Origin of the sequence: Neobacillus niacini, from assembly GCF_000759675.1 — a bacterium.
GTDB lineage: Bacteria > Bacillota > Bacilli > Bacillales > Cytobacillaceae > Neobacillus > Neobacillus niacini_A.
This window is the reverse complement of sequence record NZ_BAWM01000018.1, coordinates 57,996-76,914: the sequence shown is the minus strand read 5'-3', so window position 1 is coordinate 76,914 and position 18,919 is coordinate 57,996. Positions and strand designations below refer to the sequence as shown.

The following is an 18,919-nucleotide window of genomic DNA, read 5'->3' as shown; positions in this document are numbered from 1 at the left end:
AAATGTGAAACTTTTTATACATAAGTATCGACTAATTCTATGAACGGGGAGGGGAATGGATGGACTCCGTTTTCGATGAACTATATCAAAAATATCATCATGACGTTTTTCAATTTTTATTTTATATGGTAAGAAACAAAGAACAGGCAGAGGACCTAGTACAAGAAGTATATATTAGGGTGTTTAAATCCTTTCATCGCTTTGAAGGAAAGAGCAGCGAAAAAACGTGGCTGTTTTCTATTGCACGCAATGTAGCAATTGATTCATTTCGGAAACAAAAGGGATGGAAGGGGAGACTGCTTGAAAAATTTGATTGGTCTTCCAGCCAAGTGAAGGATGAGTATCCGATTCCAGAAGAAATTATGGTCCATAAGGAAGAAATCAAATGGATTTATCAATGTTTGGATCTTTGTACAGTTGATCAACGTTCTGTTGTCATATTGCGTTTTTTAAACGATTTATCGATAACTGAAACTGCCGAAGCGCTGGGGTGGACAGAAAGTAAAGTAAAAACAACACAGCATCGCGCATTGAAAGTATTAAAGAAGCATATGGAAATATTTAATGAAAAGGAGGGATTAGAAAGTGAACAAGTCAGAGTGGAGCGATAAGCAGCTCGAGGATTTACTAAGGCAAATGCCCAAAATACAAGATCATCGCAATCCTCGTGACATATACCAAAATCTTTCTATAAAAAAGAGAAAACGACCTGCATGGATATTACCTGGTATTGCAACTGCAGCAGCCTTACTCCTTTTTTTCTTATTAGTTCCAAAAATGTTGGATGGAACGGAATATTCTTTTGATAGCGTAAAACAGGAAGAATCGTCCAACGAGGATAAGATAAGCCTTTCTAAAGAAAACTCATCGATTATGATGAAAAAAGAAGATACAATTGAAAACGGGATATCTGGCGCTGAACCCAAAATGTTTATGACGGGAAGCAATAAAACGGGGTTATATGATGATGAAGTAGGAGATGGGACAGTAATCACCTATTGGATTCCAGATTCTCAAGCACAAATTTTAGTGCCTATATCTACAGTTGTTCATCCAGATAATAATAAGAATTGGCTTACTATTTTTACCGAAACAATGGGACTATTAAAGGAAGAGGAATGGGGATTAACAGACTATTATCCTCTAAACGCTACGTTTAAATTAGATAATACAAATAATACTGTTATTGTTGATGTTCCTAGTGATCATAAATTTGGGGAAGGTTCTGCGACAGAAACGAATTTTATAAAATTATTAAGTAAAAATATAGCTTCGAATAGTCAAGTAAATAAAATTAAACTTACTACAAATGGGCAACCGGGAATAGAACTTGGTAATTATGGTGAGATGGATGAAATTGAAGTTGAACCAGAGGGGAAACATGCATATTTCTTTTATTCTCCAGATGGATTAGAAACCACCTACCTTGTACCTTCTACCGAGACGTATAATGATATTAATGCAGCTTTTGAAGCTATGAAGACAGATCAACCAGCCTTAGGCTTTGTAGCCTCACTAGTACCTGACTTCCCAATGAAGGAAGTTACAATCAAAGAAAATAAATTAACCATCACCATGGATGAAAACGCCGCAATGGAGAATAACCAAGAAACAGTGTACGCCTATGAAGCTATTTTATTTACTGCAAAAGATTTTGGGATCGAGACTATAACGATTCTAAATGCTCCTATTAAGCTTTTAGGACCGTTTGATTTATCGAAGGAAATGAAAGTTCCGATAGCACCCAATCATCGCCCAATCCAATGAAAATCTGTAGAAAAAGATTGACCATTATAAGGTTAATCTTTTTTTGTCTAGTTACAAAAGAGTAAGCTTCGGAAGTGAAACCTCGCACGAAGGAAAAGCGTTAGCTTTTACGAGGAGGCGCCTTACACTTTTCTATTTTTTATGAATAAAAATCCATTTCTCTCCAAATTATAACAAGTATGCTCAACCGCTCTGACCAAACTATAGTTCTAAACATCAATAGGTAAACATATGGTTTGTGGAGGAGAGGACAAGATTAAGGAGGAAAACAATCAAATGCGAGACTACATAAGGCGGCTATTAATCGCCGCAATTATGGCGCTTTGTGTCAGTTTATTATTTTTAGGAGGAAAACAGACCGAAGCGAGTATGCAGGATTCAAAAGAAATAAAAGCTGGATGGATATGGCCCACGGATGGTGTCATATCTGATACATATGGGACAAGATATGGAACACATAAGGGAATAGATATAGCTGGGAGCATTAATTCTCCTATAGTCGCTGTGGAGGATGGAGTAGTAGGGAAATCCTATTATTCGAAGACTTATGGGAATGTAATTTTTATTAAGCATCCAAATAATTTTGTTACCGTATATGCACACCTAAATAATCGACTTGTAAATGAGGGACAGGAGATTAAACAAGGTGATAGAATTGGGACAATGGGAAGAACGGGCGAATCAACAGGTGTTCATCTCCACTTTGAGAGCCATCAAATAGAATGGACATTTGATAAGAAAAATGCAGTTGATCCAGAAAGACTGCTCGGCAATGCTGAAGTAGGCGTTGCTGTTAAGGGTGGAATGGGCAGTACCACTGAAAGTCTAGTGGCTAGTACAAATGTAAAAGGTGACGGAGACCATTATATTGTACAAGCAGGAGACACCTTAACTTCGATTGCAAAGAAAAGCAATCTTACAGTAGAAAAACTAAAGGAAGTCAATCAATTAAAGTCTGATCTTATCATGCCAGAACAAATTTTAGTCATCCATAAATAATGTACAATGCGCTAACCATCTAAACGGGGTTAGTGCTTTTTTCTTTTCAAAAATTATTTTTATTAGTATAATAAAATGGAAATTAAATATCGATCTATCTTCGGGGCAGGGTGAAATTCCCGATCGGCGGTATGGAGAGTAATTCTCTGAGCCCGCGAGCCGTTATGGCAGGATTTGGTGCGATTCCAAAGCCGACAGTATAGTCTGGATGGGAGAAGATGGAGGTTCTGCGACGTTCAAAAAACGCTGGTACATTGAACGTTTATTAAGAGTGCCTTTGTAAACTCCCTCAAGAAAATTTTCTTGGGGTTTTTTATTTTACTAGGACACCTTATCGCTGCTGAACCTCTCTTCCTAACTTGATGGATCAAAAAGGAGAGAGGAAAATGAAGAAAAAAATGAGTGCCAAAGCAATTGTATCAATTGGAATGCTTAGCAGTATCGCATATCTATTAATGATGATTAGTTTCCCGCTTCCGCTATTTCCAAATTTCTTATTTATTGATTTTAGCGATATCCCAGCATTAATCGCAGCTTTAATTTTTGGACCTGTTGCGGGTATATTAGTCGCGTTTTTCAAAAATGCACTTAATTATATTGCCACTGGAAGTGCAACTGGAATTCCGGTTGGGCATATTGCAAATTTTTTAGCTGGTATGCTGTTTGTATTGCCTACTTATTATGTATATAACAAAATGAGAACAAGAAAAGGAATGACACTGGCACTCATAGTCGGAACCGTTTTTATGGCGGTAATGATGAGCATATTAAATTACCTGTTTATTTTACCGGCTTACACATCTCTGTTAAAGTTTCCTGACATGCGTAACTATGTAGTACCGGCTATCTTACCATTCAATATTATAAAAGGCATAATGATGTCTTCAATATTTATGCTGCTATTCATCAGAATGCAGTCATGGATAAATAAATTGACAATTGTAAAAAGTGCATAAAATTATTTAGAAATCAGGTAATTGCCTGATTTCTTTTTATTTCAAGAGAATAAATAACCCCCGCCTGAGTTGGCGGGGGTAGCAGCTTAACAATATTTTAATGACAAAATATTATTCGAATTTAGTTGGATTGCCATCAAATGCTTCGTCAGCAACTTTAATTGAATCTGTAGGACAGCCTTCGAAAGCATCCATCATGTCATCAATTAAAACATCAGGGATTTCAACGATACCCTCATTATCGTCAAGAGTTACAAATGCAATGCCTTCGTCATCATAATCATAAATGTCTGGTGCTGCTGCCCCACATGCTCCACATGCAATGCAAGTTTCTTTGTCAACAATCGTAAACTTTGCCATGAAAAAAAAACCTCCCAATAAAATAACTTACTAATCCATATAAAATGGAAACGCATTACTCATTCCTATTGTAAAACTGTATGAGTAACTTTTCAATAGAAAAATGCTCTATAGAATTTGGATTCCCTAATCTTCCACATTTTTAACAACACGAATGTCTGTTTCATGATAGAATAGGGATAGAAAAATAGGTAATTTTGTCGATTATAAGCAAAAAGTGGTGGAATGGAATGTGTGAAATAGAAAACATTTTGTTATATTGTTTAAAACAATTAAATGGTGAAAGAACAATTTACTCCATCTATCACCTTCTAAATGGAAAAAAATCATCACAAACTCTTCAAGACGCCCATTTATTTTCACTTAAGAAGTATTTCCGAATTCTTGAGCCTTTAACGCGTGAGTCTTTTGATGAGATTTTCAATCGCTTACTCGAAAAAAAACTGATTGAAGCATGTGGAGAACAAAGGTATCTACTTACTTCAGCTGGGCAAGATTACTTAATAAATAATGCGCCGACCTGTTATGTGAATGGATGGAGATATCAACCCTTTACATTATTAGTGTGGGAAAGACTCTCGCTTTTAGTACAAGTAACTTCGAATTTTACATTCCAAGAAACGAAATATATTCCAATTCAAAAAAATACTGAAGTTCATAACTGGTTAAAGGATTTTCTAAAGTCTTCCTCTATACCTAAGCAAAAGCTAGGAAAAATCCTTTTTTCGGAATTAGTGGATTGTCTTGAAAAGGCAAAGGATATTAATCCCGCAGTACTAGTTTTCCGGTTAACGGGATATAAGCAAATTGGATTGACTTCTTCCCAAACTGCAAAAAAATTGAATATAGATTCAATACAATATTATCTCGAATTTATCAATATACTTCATTGTTTGATTGAATTTGTTGAAAGTGCTCCTTCTCGCTTTAAGGTGTTATCATCGCTGCTTGTAAATATAGAACAAAAGGATTCGTTAACTCTATCTTCTCGTAAAACCTGGGTACTTTTAAATCAAGGCTTTACCCCGGAGGAAATAGCAAGGATTCGAAATTTAAAATCAAGTACAATTGAAGACCATCTAGTAGAGTTTGCATTAAATGTTAAAGACTTTCCTATTAATACGTTTGTAGAAGAGGTAGTCCAGCAGAAGATTTTAGAAATTTCAAGGCAAGAAGGTACAAGGCAGCTTAAAGTAATTAGGAACACTTTAAAAACAGCTTCCTATTTTCAAATAAGGCTCGTTCTCGCAAAGTATGGTGATAGACAATGGAATTAGAAAAACTTTTGAATAAGTATTTTGGATATCAAACCTTTAAAACGGGACAAAAAGAAGTGATATCGTCACTGCTGGGTGGGAACCATACTATTGCAATGCTTCCAACAGGCACTGGTAAATCTTTATGCTACCAACTTCCGGGATATTGCCTAGATGGGCAAATCTTAATTATTTCTCCCCTGTTATCTCTTATGCAGGATCAGGTGGAACAATTAATGAAGTTTGGTGAGAAACGGGTTATTGCGTTGAACTCTTTTCTTGATCATGAAAAGAGAGGCTACGTATTACGTAATTTAACAAAATACAAATATATTTTTGTCTCACCAGAAATGCTAAGCCTGCCTATTATTATTAACAAGCTGCGAGCTCTTACTGTTTCATTATTTGTAGTAGATGAGGCACATTGTATTTCGCAGTGGGGCTACGACTTTCGCCCGGAATATTCAAAGTTAGGAGAATACCGGAAAAAACTAGGGAATCCCCTAACCCTCGCTTTAACAGCAACCGCAACTAAAAAGGTTAGAGACGATATTATTCAATCTCTTGATTTACAGAAATATAACAAGATCGAATCAACGATAGACCGGCCTAATATTGCTTTTTATGTTGAAGATGTACCTAACTATCAAGATAAACAATCTCGTTTGATAGAATTAGTTAAACTGCTTCAGAAGCCGGGAATTATTTACTTTTCGAGCAAGAAGATCGCTGAACAAACAGCATCTTTATTAGCTGAAAAGGGAATAAGCAGAGCCATGGCCTATCATGGTGGTTTAGACCAGGAACAAAGAATCTTAATCCAACAACAATTTATTCACGGACAACTCGATGTGATTTGTGCAACAAGTGCTTTTGGTATGGGAGTTAATAAGGAAAATATTCGATTTATCATTCATTACCATATGCCAATGCAAATCGAATCGTACCTTCAGGAGATTGGCAGAGCAGGACGTGATGGCGATGATAGTATTGCAATATTATTATATTCACCGGGGGATGAGCAGCTTCCTGTACAACTAGCCGAAAGCGAATTACCATCAGAGCTGCAAATAGATTGGCTATTTTCATGTTTTCCACAGAAAGAAATACTTAATGATCATTTTCTCGAGGTGAATCAACATTTAAGAGAGGATGGGGGTTTTACAGAGGTTCAGTGGCGGATTATTCAGGACTTTATCAAAAAGACCCTAGACTTTTCCAATAATGAACAGTTAAAACATAGCTTAAAGGAATTTGTAAATGAAAGATTAAAGGTAAAGAAGGTAAGTATTCATTATTTGAAAAAGTGGATTAAGTCAAAATCATGTAGAAGAGATTTAATTCTAGATTATTTTGATGAAGAGGATGTTAAGGGAAATGTAAAGAATTGTTGCGATGTCTGCGGTATTCAGATAGATCAATATCAAGCAACTGAAAGTAACCAAGTCTATCCGGCTAGTGAAGGAATGTGGAAGGATTATTTAGCAAATATTCTACTAAATAGTGAGTTGAGTGAATGAAAAATAAATATAATGAATTAATAAAAGGGTTAACTGATAGAGAATTACTCTCCCATTTATACATGACCCAAGTCATACTGCTTGTTATTACTTTAGTTTTAGGTATTCTTTTGTTTGACCATTTTTCATTTTTGCAGACTATTGATTTTTCTGATGTGAGAGTTTTGTTGATTGGTGTTCCTGCAGGTGCAACTGTAGTCATAGTAGATATAATATTAATGAAATTACTTCCGCAGTCTTTTTACGACGATGGCGGTTTGAACGAAAGAATTTTTAAAAATAGAAGTGTCATTCACATAGCATGGATTGCTGCATTTGTAGCATTCAGTGAGGAATTACTTTTCCGTGGAGTCATCCAAACAAAGGTTGGACTTATTATTGCAAGCCTTATTTTTGCCATCATACATTATCGATACCTTTTTAATTGGTTTTTATTTTCTAATATTGTAATCCTTAGTTTTTTAATAGGCTCCGTCTATGAATGGAGTAACAATTTAGCTTTGACAATGATCATGCACTTTACAATAGATTTTTTATTAGGGCTTTATCTTAAATATAGACACACCATAGATGTCGATGAACAGGAGGGGCTGCTTCATGAATAAAGAAGAACCTTTTAGAAGCCAAGCGGAACGACTTAAGCAGCGAATTGAAAAAATTAATGAAGAATCATCCGAAGTTCGTGACAAATTACCTCCTAGAGAACAGATTCATAGGGAGAAAAGAAAGAAAACGAAATGGAAATTAAAGTATCCTATTATTCGTATATTGGTTTTATTTTTTATTCTTCTTCCTATCGTTATTTTTAGTGCGTATTCCTATCTTGAGGAGGGAAAAAACCAAAAGACTGAGAAAGTCACAGGTGAATCTTCAGGATATGAAGTTATTAACTTTGAGAAAACAGAAACAGAAAGTAACGTTGAAACCAAAGTAGAGGAAAAAGAAATTGCTTCAGTGGAGAAGGGTGAAGAGGCTATCGAAGTCGGGCAGTCTATTAGCCCGGATACTCCAATTGAAGGTCAAGCTTCTGAACCAAGTAATATTAGCGGGCAAGGCACTGATAAAAATGTAAGTACCTCATCTGAACCAGCGGCCCCTCAAGTCATCTATCATACCGTTAAATCAGGAGAAAATCTTTATCGAATTGCATTGAAATATTATCATTCAAAGGCTGGAGAGGATATCATCCGAAAGGCCAACAACATTAAGGGTAATGAAATTTATCTAGGTCAAGTCTTAAAAATTCCATTAAATAAGTAACCGATCATTTACTGATCGGTTTTTTTTTTTTTGTAATCTTTCATAATTTATCGGACAAGTTCATATTTATGATAATGAGGTGTTGATAGTATGGAAAAACCAATTCGTTCACTTGAGCATACTGATGAAGCAACAAAACAAATGCTAGAAAATGTACGAAAAAGAAAAATTAAGTTTGATACAGCCAAAAGATGGCATTATTTAACTATTTATTCTATGCTGCTTTTTGCATTCCTATTTTTTAGTTATTTCTATTTTATGATTGCTAAACAATACTCTTATTCTTTCTTTGCTATGTTTTCAGCTTCTGTTAGTGACGCCATTAATATCGCTTTGTTGGCAATTACAGCAATCCTATATGGAGCGATGAATGTATTAAGACAGCAAAAAGATAAGAAGGAAAAAGAATACCAAGAATTAAGGTGTGAAATAGTCAATCGCAGTAAGGATTTATGGAAAAAGGAAGAACATTGGAAAAATCGTCATATTGATTTTGAGGTAATGAAAAAAACGTATGACATTAATCTTTATCACGAAAAAAAATAAGAAGCAGCCCCGGTCTGCTTCTTTCTGACATCAAAAAAATTTTTTCTTTCCCTGCTCATCTTTTAATATTTCTACTGCTTCGCGGAAGCGTTGTGAATGGATGATTTCGCGTTGACGAAGGAATCTTAAACCATCATTTAAATCCGGGTCATCACTGAGATTAATAATCCATTGATAAGTTGCTCTTGCCTTTTCTTCAGCTGCTATATCTTCGTAGAGGTCGGCAATGGGGTCACCCTTTGCTTGTATATAAGAAGCTGTCCAAGGTACCCCAGATGAATTTGCATAATATAGGGCGTTATCATGAATCGCATAGTGATCTCCTAATCCTGCTGCTTTCATCATTTCTGGAGTGGCATCCTTTGTTAGTTTATAAATCATCGTTGCAATCATTTCGAGGTGTGCAAATTCCTCCGTACCAATATCCGTTAATAATCCAATTACTTTATCAGGTATGGAATATCTTTGATTTAGATATCGTAGAGCAGCAGATAGTTCACCGTCTGCACCTCCGTATTGCTCAACTAAATATCTAGCCAACATTGGATTACAAGTACTTACACGGACCGGATATTGAAGCTTCTTTTCGTATATCCACATTTACACATTTCCCTCCCTCAGCTTATAAAATTAGTTTAATATCCAGTTCAGCCCCTAGGAACTCGGGGTAATAAGCCAATCCGTCATGTAGGTTAAAGCGCAACCTTCATGCCGGCTCGTCTTATGCCTGTCGTTCCTGGGAAAAAATGAACTGCTTTTTTCCTTGGACAAGTCGCTTCCGCTTTTATACTTGCCAAGGCCATGGAGGTTCATTCCAATTCCAAGGGTGTCCAGAATAGCTGTTACCATACTGCATGAGGGGACCGAATTGACTTTCAAATGCTTTTTTTAAGGTTTTCCTTTCTTTTGCATAATGATTGAATTGTTTAATAGCTTCAAGATCGTTAGGATGTGTGTCTAAATACAGTGTTAATTCGACTAAGACAAAGTCAACCGCTTGCAGCTGTTCCATCATTTGATAATATTCTGGTGGAATTTGTTTCATCGTGGAAGCCCCCCTTTAGCTTCCTCAAATGGGTTGTAGTAGGGGTCGTAAAATGGTTTCCATAATGTTCCTGCTCTTAGTGCTTCAAGTGGTGTAAATTGTGGAAGGTTTGGTGGTTGAAATCCGATATATAGATTCGGTGGAGTAGAATACGTTTTTTCTAGGATTGGGTTACAGGGGTCAAACGGACCAACAATCGGACAATATGTTTTATAAAGAGTAAACATTATCTCCCTCCCTTGGTAAACATCATTAATAAATATGAAAATTCTCAAATTTCATGACATAAAACTGAAATATAAAGGATATTTCAATGTTTTGTTGAAGTATAATAGGAAGGTAGGATTATTACATTGAGGTGATGGATAGTGTTTGTAAAAAATATGATGATTCCAAATCATGCCTGTGTGACAGTACAGGAAAACACGACATTGGGTGCTGCATTAGAACAATTGGAGACTCATCAAATTGATGGTGTTCCAGTGTTACAAGGTGAAAAATATATAGGAGTTGTTACTCGTTACAATATTTATGAGAACTACTTTTTATCTGGAAAACAGAAAGATGAATATTTAAAAGCTATCACAGTTAAAGATATCGCTACACATCAAGAGAAGTATTTATTGGGTGAGGAAGTTTTTGAAAAGACACTACTTGACTTAAAAGACTTTCCGTTGTTAGCGGTAGTTGATTCCAATCGTAAATTCCTAGGAGTTGTTACACGCTCGGATGTACTCTCCACATTTCAGAGCGCTTTTGGTGTAAAGCGTCCTGGGGTAAGGATTGCCTTTACATCTGTAGAAACAGAAGGTCGTATCGCTCGACTTTCTGAAATTGCCCACCACTTCCATGAACATATTATTTCGCTCGTAACGTTTGATGAGACTGATAAATTAGTTCGGAGAATTGTCATGAAGGTTGAAAAGAAAGATAATATTGATCGGTTTACAAAGAAGCTTGAAGAGCAAGGATTCCGCATTTTAAGTATTCAGGAAGACTAGTCAATTTATACGGAAAGAATAAGGGTCCTTCTCATACAATGTATGGGAGGGATTTTTTATGCTGAAGGTATTGTGGAAGCTTATTATCATTTTTCTTAGTGGCTATTTACATATTCAATGGTTTCCTATTCAACATCCATTTCGTCTTGATGATTTTCTAGTTAGGCCGATTATCATGCCTTTGGAATTCTTTGCTGCTTCCGTAGCATTCTTCATTGGGTTCGTTTTTAATGCTCAATTAATTCGAGATATGTTGCAGCTTACTATCAAAGCAATTAAGAAAAAGCATTCTTGGTCTTATTCGATTTTGCTCGGGTATTCTGGCTTGATTTTCATTTACTTCTTCCTTTTTAAAATGGGTTGGCAGCAAACACTTGTCCTTTTTAGTTTTAGTTCCCTTTATGGTATGATTTCCGTAGAACATTTTAGAATGGAAAAGGGGAAATGAATGATTATTATTCTTGTTTTACTTCTAATTCTGGGAATTGCCCTAATCTTATTTATGATAAAAGAAGCGTTCCTAAATCACGTGGTCCTACATGAAATGATCTTTGAAGATTTTCCAAAGTCTTTCGGATCGGTATCGATATTTTTTATCTCAGATATACATAAGCGCCTTATTTCGGATGATATTATCAATGCAGTTAACGGGAAAACGGATATTGTAATAATTGGCGGGGATTTGACTGAGAAGAGTGTTCCTTTTGAAAGGGTTAAGAAAAACCTTGAGAAATTAAAACAGGCAGGTCCAGTATATTTTGTTTGGGGCAATAATGATTATGAAACCGATTTTCGTAAATTAGATGCCATTCTTTTGGATTATGGAGTTAAAGTTTTAGATAATACTGCAGCTACCTTCGAATCTGAGAATGGAGATAAATTATCTTTGCTTGGTGTGGATGAAGTAGGTCGAGGTCGTGACAGATTGGACTTGGCATTGTTAGATGCTGAAGATAAAAGCTTTAAAATATTGGCTAGCCACTACCCAAATATCACTGACAAAATATTGCCTGAACATAATATAAGACTTGTGTTAAGTGGTCATACTCATGGTGGACAGATACATATTTTTGGTTACAGTCCATTTGAAAAAGGGAAAGTGGAAAGGTTAGAAAATACTATTGTTTTAATTAGTAATGGCTATGGGACAACAGGAGTTCCATTACGATTAGGTGCTCCTGCACAGTGCCATTTAATTACCATTAAGAATGGTTAGTTATAATCTTTTCAGGAATGGTTTGGGTTGAATATCGGAGGAATTAGGATGGCGGACCAAGAAGGAAAGTATAATATTAAAGCTGTTGCATTAATGCTGGGCATTCAGCCTGGAACGCTAAGAGCATGGGAAAGGCGTTATCAAATGATTGCACCGGTTAGAAATGACGCAGGACATCGTTTATATACAGAAGAACATATAAAAATTTTAAAGTGGTTAATAAAGAAGGTTGATCAAGGGTTTACCATCAGTCAGGCGATTTCCTTAATGGGGCATAATCATTCGCAAATGGATTCAGAAGCATTAAACCTGAAGCAGGATAATCCCTTAATTAGTTTAACAGACAATCTGTATGAAGCCTTAATCCACTTTGAGCATGAGAGGATAAACGAAGTAATCGATACAATGTTTAGTATCTTCACAATGGAAAAAGTAATCGTTGATATTTTTTATCGGGTTCTTAAGAAAATAGAGGATTCTTTTAAAGCTGGAAAAATAGTACATGCTCAAAAGCATTATTCTTCATCACTCTTAAAATCACGGATTACCACCATTATTCACAGTTTTCCTGCCAATACTCATCTTGACAAAGCTGTATGTATCACCTGCTCGCAAGATGGAGATGATGCTGAGTTACTATTGTTCTCTTTTTATTTAAGAAAACGTGGTATAGAAGTAATAAATATAGGTACATATAGTTCTGATAATGACATTAATCAAATAATGGACATCATTCATCCCGATTTAGTCATCATCTCATGTGAAGTGAAGGAAGATTTAACTGAAGCACTTTCGCTCGTTAATCACTTATCCATGTACCACAGAGACCTTACCATCGGACTTGGTGGTCAGGCTATAACTAAAATGAATCCCTCTGATAAGGAACATTACTCCACCTTCATTTTTGGACAAACAATAAAGGAGTGGGAAATGTGGCTATTGGAAGGGATGGTATTTTAGACAAAGCACCAACCAACGCCATTGACATACACTAGGGATAAGAGTTATGTCACGGCAGGGGGCAAAAGAGCATGCGCTTAGAACGCTTAACATTCAATAAGATTAAAATTTTTTTAACCTCTGATGATTTAATGGAAAGGGGACTTTCCAAAGATGATATTTGGAAAGATTCAATAAAATGGCATCAACTTTTCCACGACATGCTGGATGAGGCAAGCGCGGAATTTGATGTTGAGATTCAGGGTTCTGTTGCAGTTGAAATTTTCTCCTTGCAGGCTCAAGGAATGATTATGATTATTACTGTTGACGAAAATATTGAGGAAGAAGAAGTTTTATTTGATGGATTTGTAGAGATGCAAGTAAGGGTTGAAGGCTGTGACAACCTGCTTTATCAATTCGAAAGCATAGAAGATATTATCGCTCTTTCTCACAGGCTGTTTTCAATTCACGTTAGCGGCGGCAGTTTATATTCATATAACAATCGATATTACTTAAATATGAATAACATAGATGCTTCCATAGTAGAAATAATTGCAGCATTTTTATCCGAATATGGAAATCCATCCATTCTTAGTACTCATGTGCTTGAGGAATATGGCAACCAAATTATTGAAAATAATGCGGTGGAAACCATTCTAAAATATTTTAAATAGATTCTAATACTTTGAGGAAATGTAAAAAAGGAGTCTAGCACTCCTTTTTGTTTTTTTTTGTAAATCCCCTTTTTTAAATAGGATGATAGCGTTTACAGGAAATAACTCAAAAATAGTGAAAAGTGCATTTTTCATCTTGCATAAATCCATTAAACGTGTATACTTGTGTCTGAAAGCGACAACATTTGTTAAAGTGATTTTCTAGGAGGTTTACAGATGGTAGCCGAAAAAAGTAATGAAAAAACTAATCAAGAGGAAGAAAATAATGTATTAACTTCAACACAGACAGTTATACATAAAGCTCTTGAAAAGTTAGGTTATCCTGAAGAGGTATATGAGCTCTTAAAAGAGCCGTTACGTATGATGACAGTGAAAATTCCAGTAAGAATGGATGACGGATCAATAAAGATATTTACCGGTTACCGTGCACAGCACAATGACGCAGTCGGTCCAACTAAGGGTGGGATCAGGTTTCATCCCAATGTATCGGAAACCGAAGTAAAGGCTCTTTCCATTTGGATGAGCTTAAAATGTGGAATTGTTGACCTTCCATATGGCGGCGGAAAAGGCGGAATCATTTGTGACCCACGTGATATGTCATTTAGAGAGCTTGAAAGATTAAGTCGTGGGTATGTACGAGCAATCAGTCAAATTGTTGGCCCAACAAAAGATATTCCAGCACCGGATGTTTTTACAAATTCTCAAATTATGGCTTGGATGATGGACGAGTATAGTCGTATAGATGAATTTAACTCTCCTGGTTTTATTACTGGTAAGCCTCTTGTTCTTGGTGGTTCTCACGGTCGTGAATCTGCTACTGCTAAGGGAGTAACTATATGTATTCGTGAAGCAGCAAAAAGAAAAGGAATACAAATTGAGGGTGCAAGGGTTGTTATTCAAGGCTTTGGTAATGCAGGAAGCTATTTATCTAAATTCATGCATGATGCTGGGGCTAAGGTAGTAGGTATTTCCGATGCTTATGGTGCTTTATATGATCCAGATGGACTTGATATTGACTATCTTTTAGATCGTCGTGATAGTTTTGGTACGGTTACGAAATTATTTAATAACACGATCTCAAATAAGGAACTTTTAGAACTAGAGTGCGACATTCTCGTACCTGCTGCGATAGAAAATCAAATTACAGCTGAAAATGCTCATAATATTCGTGCGGGAATTGTGGTAGAGGCTGCTAACGGCCCGACAACACTTGAGGCAACTGAAATATTAACAGAGCGTGGTATTTTACTTGTTCCGGATGTACTTGCATCTGCTGGCGGAGTTACTGTTTCATACTTTGAATGGGTTCAAAATAACCAAGGCTATTACTGGTCTGAAGAGGAAGTAGAAGAAAAACTCGAAAAAGTAATGGTAAAATCATTTAACAATATTTATGAAACATCACAAACTCGCCGTGTAGATATGCGACTATCAGCTTATATGGTTGGTGTAAGAAAAATGGCCGAAGCAAGCCGATTCAGAGGCTGGATTTAAAAAGAATTACTATTGAAACAAAATAGAAAAACTCCTATCATATGACGGTAGGAGTTTTTTTGAATGGCTGTGTTAGAGCTAATTGTTGATTTTGCACACTCTGTTGATTGGAGCGGAAATCAACAGATAAATTAACACAGCCTTTGGAATAATAAATTGAGGTGATCAATTTGCAATTAGAAGATATTATTATCATCGGAGGGGGACCATGTGGTTTAGCTGCTGCTATCGCATTTAAAGAAATTGGGCTTAATCCTCTCATTATTGAAAAAGGAAATGTTGTGAATGCTATCTACCATTACCCCACCCATCAAACTTTTTTTAGTACAAGTGAAAAGCTAGAAATCGGTGATGTTCCATTCATAACTGAAAGCTATAAACCAAAAAGAAATCAAGCTCTCGTCTATTATCGGGATGTTGTTAAGAGGAAACAACTTCGTGTAAACTCTTTTGAAAAAGTATCGAAGGTTGATAAAGAAGTAAAAGGTTTTCAAGTAATTACCAATAGACAGACATACCAAAGTCAGTTTGTTGTAATTGCTACAGGATATTATGATCATCCAAATTATATGGATGTCCCCGGGGAAAATTTGCCGAAGGTGTCGCATTATTTTAAAGAGGCACATCCGTATTTTGATAAGGATGTATGTGTAATAGGTGGAAAGAATTCTAGCGTCGATGCAGCCATTGAACTCGTTAAGGCGGGGGCTAGAGTAACTGTTTTATACCGAGGGAAAGAATATTCTCCTAGCATCAAACCCTGGATTCTTCCGGAATTTGAGGCATTAGTACGAAACGGTACCATTACGATGGAATTTAATTCACATCTTTTAGAAATAACGGAAGATCAGGTACGGTATAAAAGGGATGGAGAAGAGAAGACTCTTTATAATGATTTTGTGTTTGCGATGACAGGCTATCGACCTGACCATCAATTCCTGAAAAATATAGGGATAAACATTGACGAAGAAACGGGAAGACCTCTCTTTATTCCAGACTCAATGGAGACGAATATAGAGGGCGTTTATATTGCAGGGGTCATCGCGGCGGGTAATAATGCTAACGAGATATTTATTGAAAACGGCAGGTTCCATGGCAGTCTTATTGCTCAATCAATCAAAGAAAAAAGGGGTAAATAATATTTATGAAAAAGGTTGTATTATTAACAACTGGAGGAACCATTGCCAGTAAACCCAATAAGGATTCAGGGAAATTAGCTTCGGGAGAATTAACAGGGGAAGAGCTTGCAGCGATGTGTAATCTTCCAAAAGACATTGAAGTCATTGTTGAATCAGTATTTCAAAAAGCAAGCATTCATATTACTTTTGAAGATTTAGTTGAATTAAAAAATAAAATTGAAAAGTATTATGAGGATGAAGAGGTTTCTGGAGTTGTCGTAACTCACGGTACAGACACCATGGAGGAAACCGCATATTTTCTTGATTTAACGATCAAGGATCCGCGACCAGTCGTAATAACTGGCTCACAACGCTCTCCAGAGGATTTAGGAAGTGATGTCTTCATTAATCTAAGGCACGCTATTTATTCAGCCTGTTCAATTGATTTACTGAATGCAGGTGCAGTTGTCGTGTTCAATGAACGAATATTTGCTGCCCGGTATGTAAAAAAAGAACACGCCTCTAATATTCAGGGATTTAACGTTTTTGGATTCGGCTATCTGGGAATTATCGATAATGATGTTGTACATATCTTTCAAAAGCCAATAAAGCGGGAGTATTTTGCTATACATTCACCTGTTCCTCAAGTAGATATCATAAAATGTTATATTGGTGCTGATGGCAAATTTATTAAGGCTGCGAGAGAATCAGGGGTAAAAGGAATTATCCTTGAAGGTGTTGGACGTGGTCAAGTGGCTCCACAAATGATGGAAGAAATAGAAAAATCACTTTCAGAGGGAATTGTCTTGGTAATCACAACTAGTGCAGAAGAAGGTTCTGTTTATACAACTTATGATTATATAGGCAGTGCCTATGACCTATGCAATAAAGGTGTCATCCTTGGCAGTGATAATGACTCCAAAAAAGCTAGAATTAAATTAGCAGTAGCACTTGCAAGCGGACTAGAGAAAATTAATTTTTAACGGGCATATGAAAAATGGATATAATCTTTCATTTAATTAATGACAATATCATGTTAGGATTAAGGTAACGAATTGATTTGAAATGAGGATTAACCATGCTGGGAATATTATCAGCCGGTATTGCCCCCGGACTGGCCTTATTAAGCTATTTTTATTTAAAAGATGAATATGAGTCAGAGCCAATATCCGTAGTTTTAAGAACATTCATGTTTGGTGCTCTGCTGGTGTTTCCAATTATGTTTATTCAGCATGTACTTCATACGGAGAATATAATCAAATCTGGATTAATTGAAGCATTCCTTTCCTCGAGCCTTCTCGAAGAATTTTTCAAATGGTTTATCCTTTTCTATGCTATTTACCAGCACGTTGAGTTTGATGAGCCATTCGATGGTATTGTATATGGTGTGGCAGTATCACTTGGTTTTGCCACTGTTGAAAATATTTTTTATTTGATTGCCAATGGAATTGAACATGCGATGTCAAGGGCACTGCTTCCTGTATCTAGTCATGCTCTATTCGGTGTTATTATGGGATTTTATATAGGTAAAGCAAAATTTACTGAAGGAAAAAAGGCAAAATGGGTAATAATCTCCTTGCTTTTGCCATTCATTCTTCATGGATTTTATGATTACATTTTAATCTCACAAGAAAACTGGTTATATATTATTTTACCTTTTATGATCTTTCTTTGGTGGTTTGGATTAAGGAAGGTTAAGATTGCGAGAATATTAACGACTAACCATAAGAAAAAACAATATTCAACTCAAAATTCCTTTCATTCTTAAATGAAGGGGATTTTTTTTGAATAAATTTGCCATTAAGACAAAAAATAGGCTTACATCTAAAAAGATTTACAACTGGGGGTTACATTACCATGAAGAAGAAAATTGTTAAATTTACTGTTCCAATCTTAATCTCCCTTTGTATAATGCCATTTACGTTTCTAGAGACAAACAAGGCATTTGCATTCTCAAATCAGGTTATTCAACAAGGTGCGGTTGGAGATGATGTCATCGAGCTTCAATCTAGACTTCAGTATTTGGGATTTTACAATAAGAAAATTGATGGAGTGTTCGGTTGGAGCACATACTGGGCATTAAGGAATTTTCAATATGAGTTTGGATTACCCATTGATGGCCTTGCAGGTACGGATACGAAGGCAAAATTAGTCAAAGCAAGTAAATATAATAAACAATTTGTAAAGGAGCAAATCAATAAGGGAAATAAATTTACACATTACGGTGGAGTGGACCAAAAAAAGCAGAGTGCACCGCAGCCCAAAGCACCTGCTGCTAAAGAGCCGGCAGCCAAAGCACCAGCAGCCAAAGCGCCAGCTAAACCGGCTAATCCAAAACCGGCTGCACCAAATCAAGAGGCGCCAAAAGCTACACCAAATAAACCAACTGCGGCTAATACTCCAGGAGGGTTCTCTAGTAATGATATACAATTAATGGCTAATGCAGTTTATGGCGAAGCAAGGGGTGAACCATATACAGGTCAAGTGGCAGTAGCAGCTGTTATCCTAAACAGGGTAAATAGTGCCTCGTTCCCTAACACAGTCTCAGGAGTCATTTTCGAACCGGGTGCTTTTACTGCCGTCGCTGATGGCCAAATTTGGCTTACACCGAACGAACAAGCTAAAAAGGCGGTTTTAGATGCAATGAATGGTATCGATCCTACTGGGGAAGCCCTTTATTATTTTAATCCAGCAACTGCAACAAGTAAGTGGATTTGGTCAAGACCACAAATTAAACGAATTGGGAAACATATTTTTTGCGAATAGAG

Annotated in this window: 23 protein-coding genes and 1 riboswitch; of the genes, 19 read left to right on the top strand and 4 right to left on the bottom strand. The window is 36.3% G+C overall.

Annotation, left to right across the window (positions count from 1 at the left end):
* Window positions 1-59 precede the first annotated feature (59 nt).
* From sigX to TR08_RS08525, 4 genes are all read left to right on the top strand, one after another.
* Entirely contained in the window at window positions 60-611 is a 552-nt protein-coding gene (gene sigX, locus TR08_RS08540; RefSeq protein WP_045517389.1) for an RNA polymerase sigma factor SigX, read from the top strand.
* Window positions 586-1,767, top strand: a complete 1,182-nt coding sequence (locus TR08_RS08535; protein ID WP_045517387.1) for a GerMN domain-containing protein — start codon at window positions 586-588, stop codon at window positions 1,765-1,767. The genes sigX and TR08_RS08535 overlap by 26 nt, the downstream gene beginning before the upstream one ends.
* 276 nt (window positions 1,768-2,043) lie before the next feature.
* Window positions 2,044-2,766 carry a peptidoglycan DD-metalloendopeptidase family protein gene (locus TR08_RS08530; protein ID WP_045517385.1) on the top strand — a complete coding sequence of 241 codons (723 nt, stop codon included), beginning with the start codon at window positions 2,044-2,046 and terminating at the stop codon, window positions 2,764-2,766.
* Window positions 2,767-2,858: 92 nt separating this feature from the next.
* Window positions 2,859-2,990, top strand: a riboswitch (FMN riboswitch).
* A gap of 162 nt (window positions 2,991-3,152) precedes the next feature.
* Window positions 3,153-3,722, top strand: a complete 570-nt coding sequence (locus TR08_RS08525; RefSeq protein WP_045517383.1) for an ECF transporter S component — start codon at window positions 3,153-3,155, stop codon at window positions 3,720-3,722.
* A 111-nt stretch (window positions 3,723-3,833) separates the two neighbouring features.
* Here the strand turns inward: TR08_RS08525 and TR08_RS08520 are convergent, their stop codons facing one another.
* Window positions 3,834-4,082 (bottom strand): ferredoxin, encoded by a 249-nt coding sequence (locus tag TR08_RS08520; RefSeq protein ID WP_045517382.1) that lies wholly within the window; start codon window positions 4,080-4,082, stop codon window positions 3,834-3,836.
* A 230-nt stretch (window positions 4,083-4,312) separates the two neighbouring features.
* Here TR08_RS08520 and TR08_RS08515 point away from each other — a divergent pair, with 230 nt between their 5' ends.
* The 5 genes from TR08_RS08515 (at window position 4,313) to TR08_RS08495 (ending at window position 8,664) form a co-directional block, all read left to right on the top strand.
* Window positions 4,313-5,359: a helix-turn-helix domain-containing protein gene (locus TR08_RS08515; RefSeq protein WP_045517381.1), complete on the top strand. Its 1,047-nt coding sequence runs from the start codon at window positions 4,313-4,315 to the stop codon at window positions 5,357-5,359.
* Window positions 5,350-6,858 (top strand): RecQ family ATP-dependent DNA helicase, encoded by a 1,509-nt coding sequence (locus tag TR08_RS08510; protein ID WP_045517378.1) that lies wholly within the window; start codon window positions 5,350-5,352, stop codon window positions 6,856-6,858. Before TR08_RS08515 ends, TR08_RS08510 begins: the two co-directional genes overlap by 10 nt.
* Entirely contained in the window at window positions 6,855-7,463 is a 609-nt protein-coding gene (locus TR08_RS08505) for a CPBP family intramembrane glutamic endopeptidase (RefSeq protein ID WP_045517377.1), read from the top strand. Before TR08_RS08510 ends, TR08_RS08505 begins: the two co-directional genes overlap by 4 nt.
* Window positions 7,456-8,118 (top strand): LysM peptidoglycan-binding domain-containing protein, encoded by a 663-nt coding sequence (locus TR08_RS08500; RefSeq protein WP_045517376.1) that lies wholly within the window; start codon window positions 7,456-7,458, stop codon window positions 8,116-8,118. The genes TR08_RS08505 and TR08_RS08500 overlap by 8 nt, the downstream gene beginning before the upstream one ends.
* A gap of 90 nt (window positions 8,119-8,208) precedes the next feature.
* Window positions 8,209-8,664, top strand: coding sequence for a DUF2663 family protein (locus TR08_RS08495; protein WP_045517375.1), 456 nt, complete (start codon window positions 8,209-8,211; stop codon window positions 8,662-8,664).
* 30 nt (window positions 8,665-8,694) lie between these two features.
* On the opposite strand, the gene TR08_RS08490 is transcribed toward TR08_RS08495, so the two are convergent.
* The 3 genes from TR08_RS08490 to TR08_RS08480 form a co-directional block, all read right to left on the bottom strand.
* Window positions 8,695-9,264, bottom strand: coding sequence for a manganese catalase family protein (locus TR08_RS08490; protein WP_045517373.1), 570 nt, complete (start codon window positions 9,262-9,264; stop codon window positions 8,695-8,697).
* A 184-nt stretch (window positions 9,265-9,448) separates the two neighbouring features.
* Window positions 9,449-9,709 (bottom strand): spore coat protein CotJB, encoded by a 261-nt coding sequence (locus TR08_RS08485; RefSeq protein ID WP_045517372.1) that lies wholly within the window; start codon window positions 9,707-9,709, stop codon window positions 9,449-9,451.
* The gene (locus tag TR08_RS08480) at window positions 9,706-9,936 is read right to left on the bottom strand and encodes a spore coat associated protein CotJA (protein WP_045517371.1); all 231 of its coding nucleotides are present in this window, start codon (window positions 9,934-9,936) and stop codon (window positions 9,706-9,708) included. Before TR08_RS08480 ends, TR08_RS08485 begins: the two co-directional genes overlap by 4 nt.
* A 141-nt stretch (window positions 9,937-10,077) precedes the next feature.
* Between TR08_RS08480 and TR08_RS08475 the strand changes: the two genes are divergently transcribed.
* The 10 genes from TR08_RS08475 (at window position 10,078) to sleB (ending at window position 18,917) form a co-directional block, all read left to right on the top strand.
* Window positions 10,078-10,710, top strand: a complete 633-nt coding sequence (locus TR08_RS08475) for a CBS domain-containing protein (RefSeq protein ID WP_045517370.1) — start codon at window positions 10,078-10,080, stop codon at window positions 10,708-10,710.
* 58 nt (window positions 10,711-10,768) lie between these two features.
* Window positions 10,769-11,158: a hypothetical protein gene (locus tag TR08_RS08470; protein WP_045517369.1), complete on the top strand. Its 390-nt coding sequence runs from the start codon at window positions 10,769-10,771 to the stop codon at window positions 11,156-11,158.
* Window positions 11,159-11,926, top strand: coding sequence for a metallophosphoesterase (locus TR08_RS08465; protein ID WP_045517368.1), 768 nt, complete (start codon window positions 11,159-11,161; stop codon window positions 11,924-11,926). It abuts the gene before it with no gap.
* A 48-nt stretch (window positions 11,927-11,974) separates the two neighbouring features.
* Window positions 11,975-12,886, top strand: a complete 912-nt coding sequence (locus TR08_RS08460) for a MerR family transcriptional regulator (protein WP_045517367.1) — start codon at window positions 11,975-11,977, stop codon at window positions 12,884-12,886.
* 71 nt (window positions 12,887-12,957) lie between these two features.
* A complete protein-coding gene (locus tag TR08_RS08455) occupies window positions 12,958-13,539 on the top strand; it encodes a genetic competence negative regulator (protein ID WP_045517366.1) in 582 nt (193 codons plus the stop codon).
* A gap of 216 nt (window positions 13,540-13,755) precedes the next feature.
* Window positions 13,756-15,033 carry a Glu/Leu/Phe/Val family dehydrogenase gene (locus TR08_RS08450; RefSeq protein ID WP_045517365.1) on the top strand — a complete coding sequence of 426 codons (1,278 nt, stop codon included), beginning with the start codon at window positions 13,756-13,758 and terminating at the stop codon, window positions 15,031-15,033.
* A gap of 170 nt (window positions 15,034-15,203) precedes the next feature.
* Window positions 15,204-16,172 carry a YpdA family putative bacillithiol disulfide reductase gene (locus TR08_RS08445; protein ID WP_045517364.1) on the top strand — a complete coding sequence of 323 codons (969 nt, stop codon included), beginning with the start codon at window positions 15,204-15,206 and terminating at the stop codon, window positions 16,170-16,172.
* Between the two features lie 5 nt (window positions 16,173-16,177).
* On the top strand, window positions 16,178-17,134 hold the full coding sequence (locus TR08_RS08440) for an asparaginase (RefSeq protein WP_045517362.1): 957 nt from the start codon (window positions 16,178-16,180) through the stop codon (window positions 17,132-17,134).
* Window positions 17,135-17,229: 95 nt separating this feature from the next.
* The gene (prsW, locus tag TR08_RS08435) at window positions 17,230-17,919 is read left to right on the top strand and encodes a glutamic-type intramembrane protease PrsW (RefSeq protein WP_045517361.1); all 690 of its coding nucleotides are present in this window, start codon (window positions 17,230-17,232) and stop codon (window positions 17,917-17,919) included.
* Window positions 17,920-18,008: 89 nt separating this feature from the next.
* Window positions 18,009-18,917 (top strand): spore cortex-lytic enzyme, encoded by a 909-nt coding sequence (gene sleB, locus TR08_RS08430; RefSeq protein ID WP_045517359.1) that lies wholly within the window; start codon window positions 18,009-18,011, stop codon window positions 18,915-18,917.
* The last annotated feature ends 2 nt before the right edge of the window (window positions 18,918-18,919 follow it).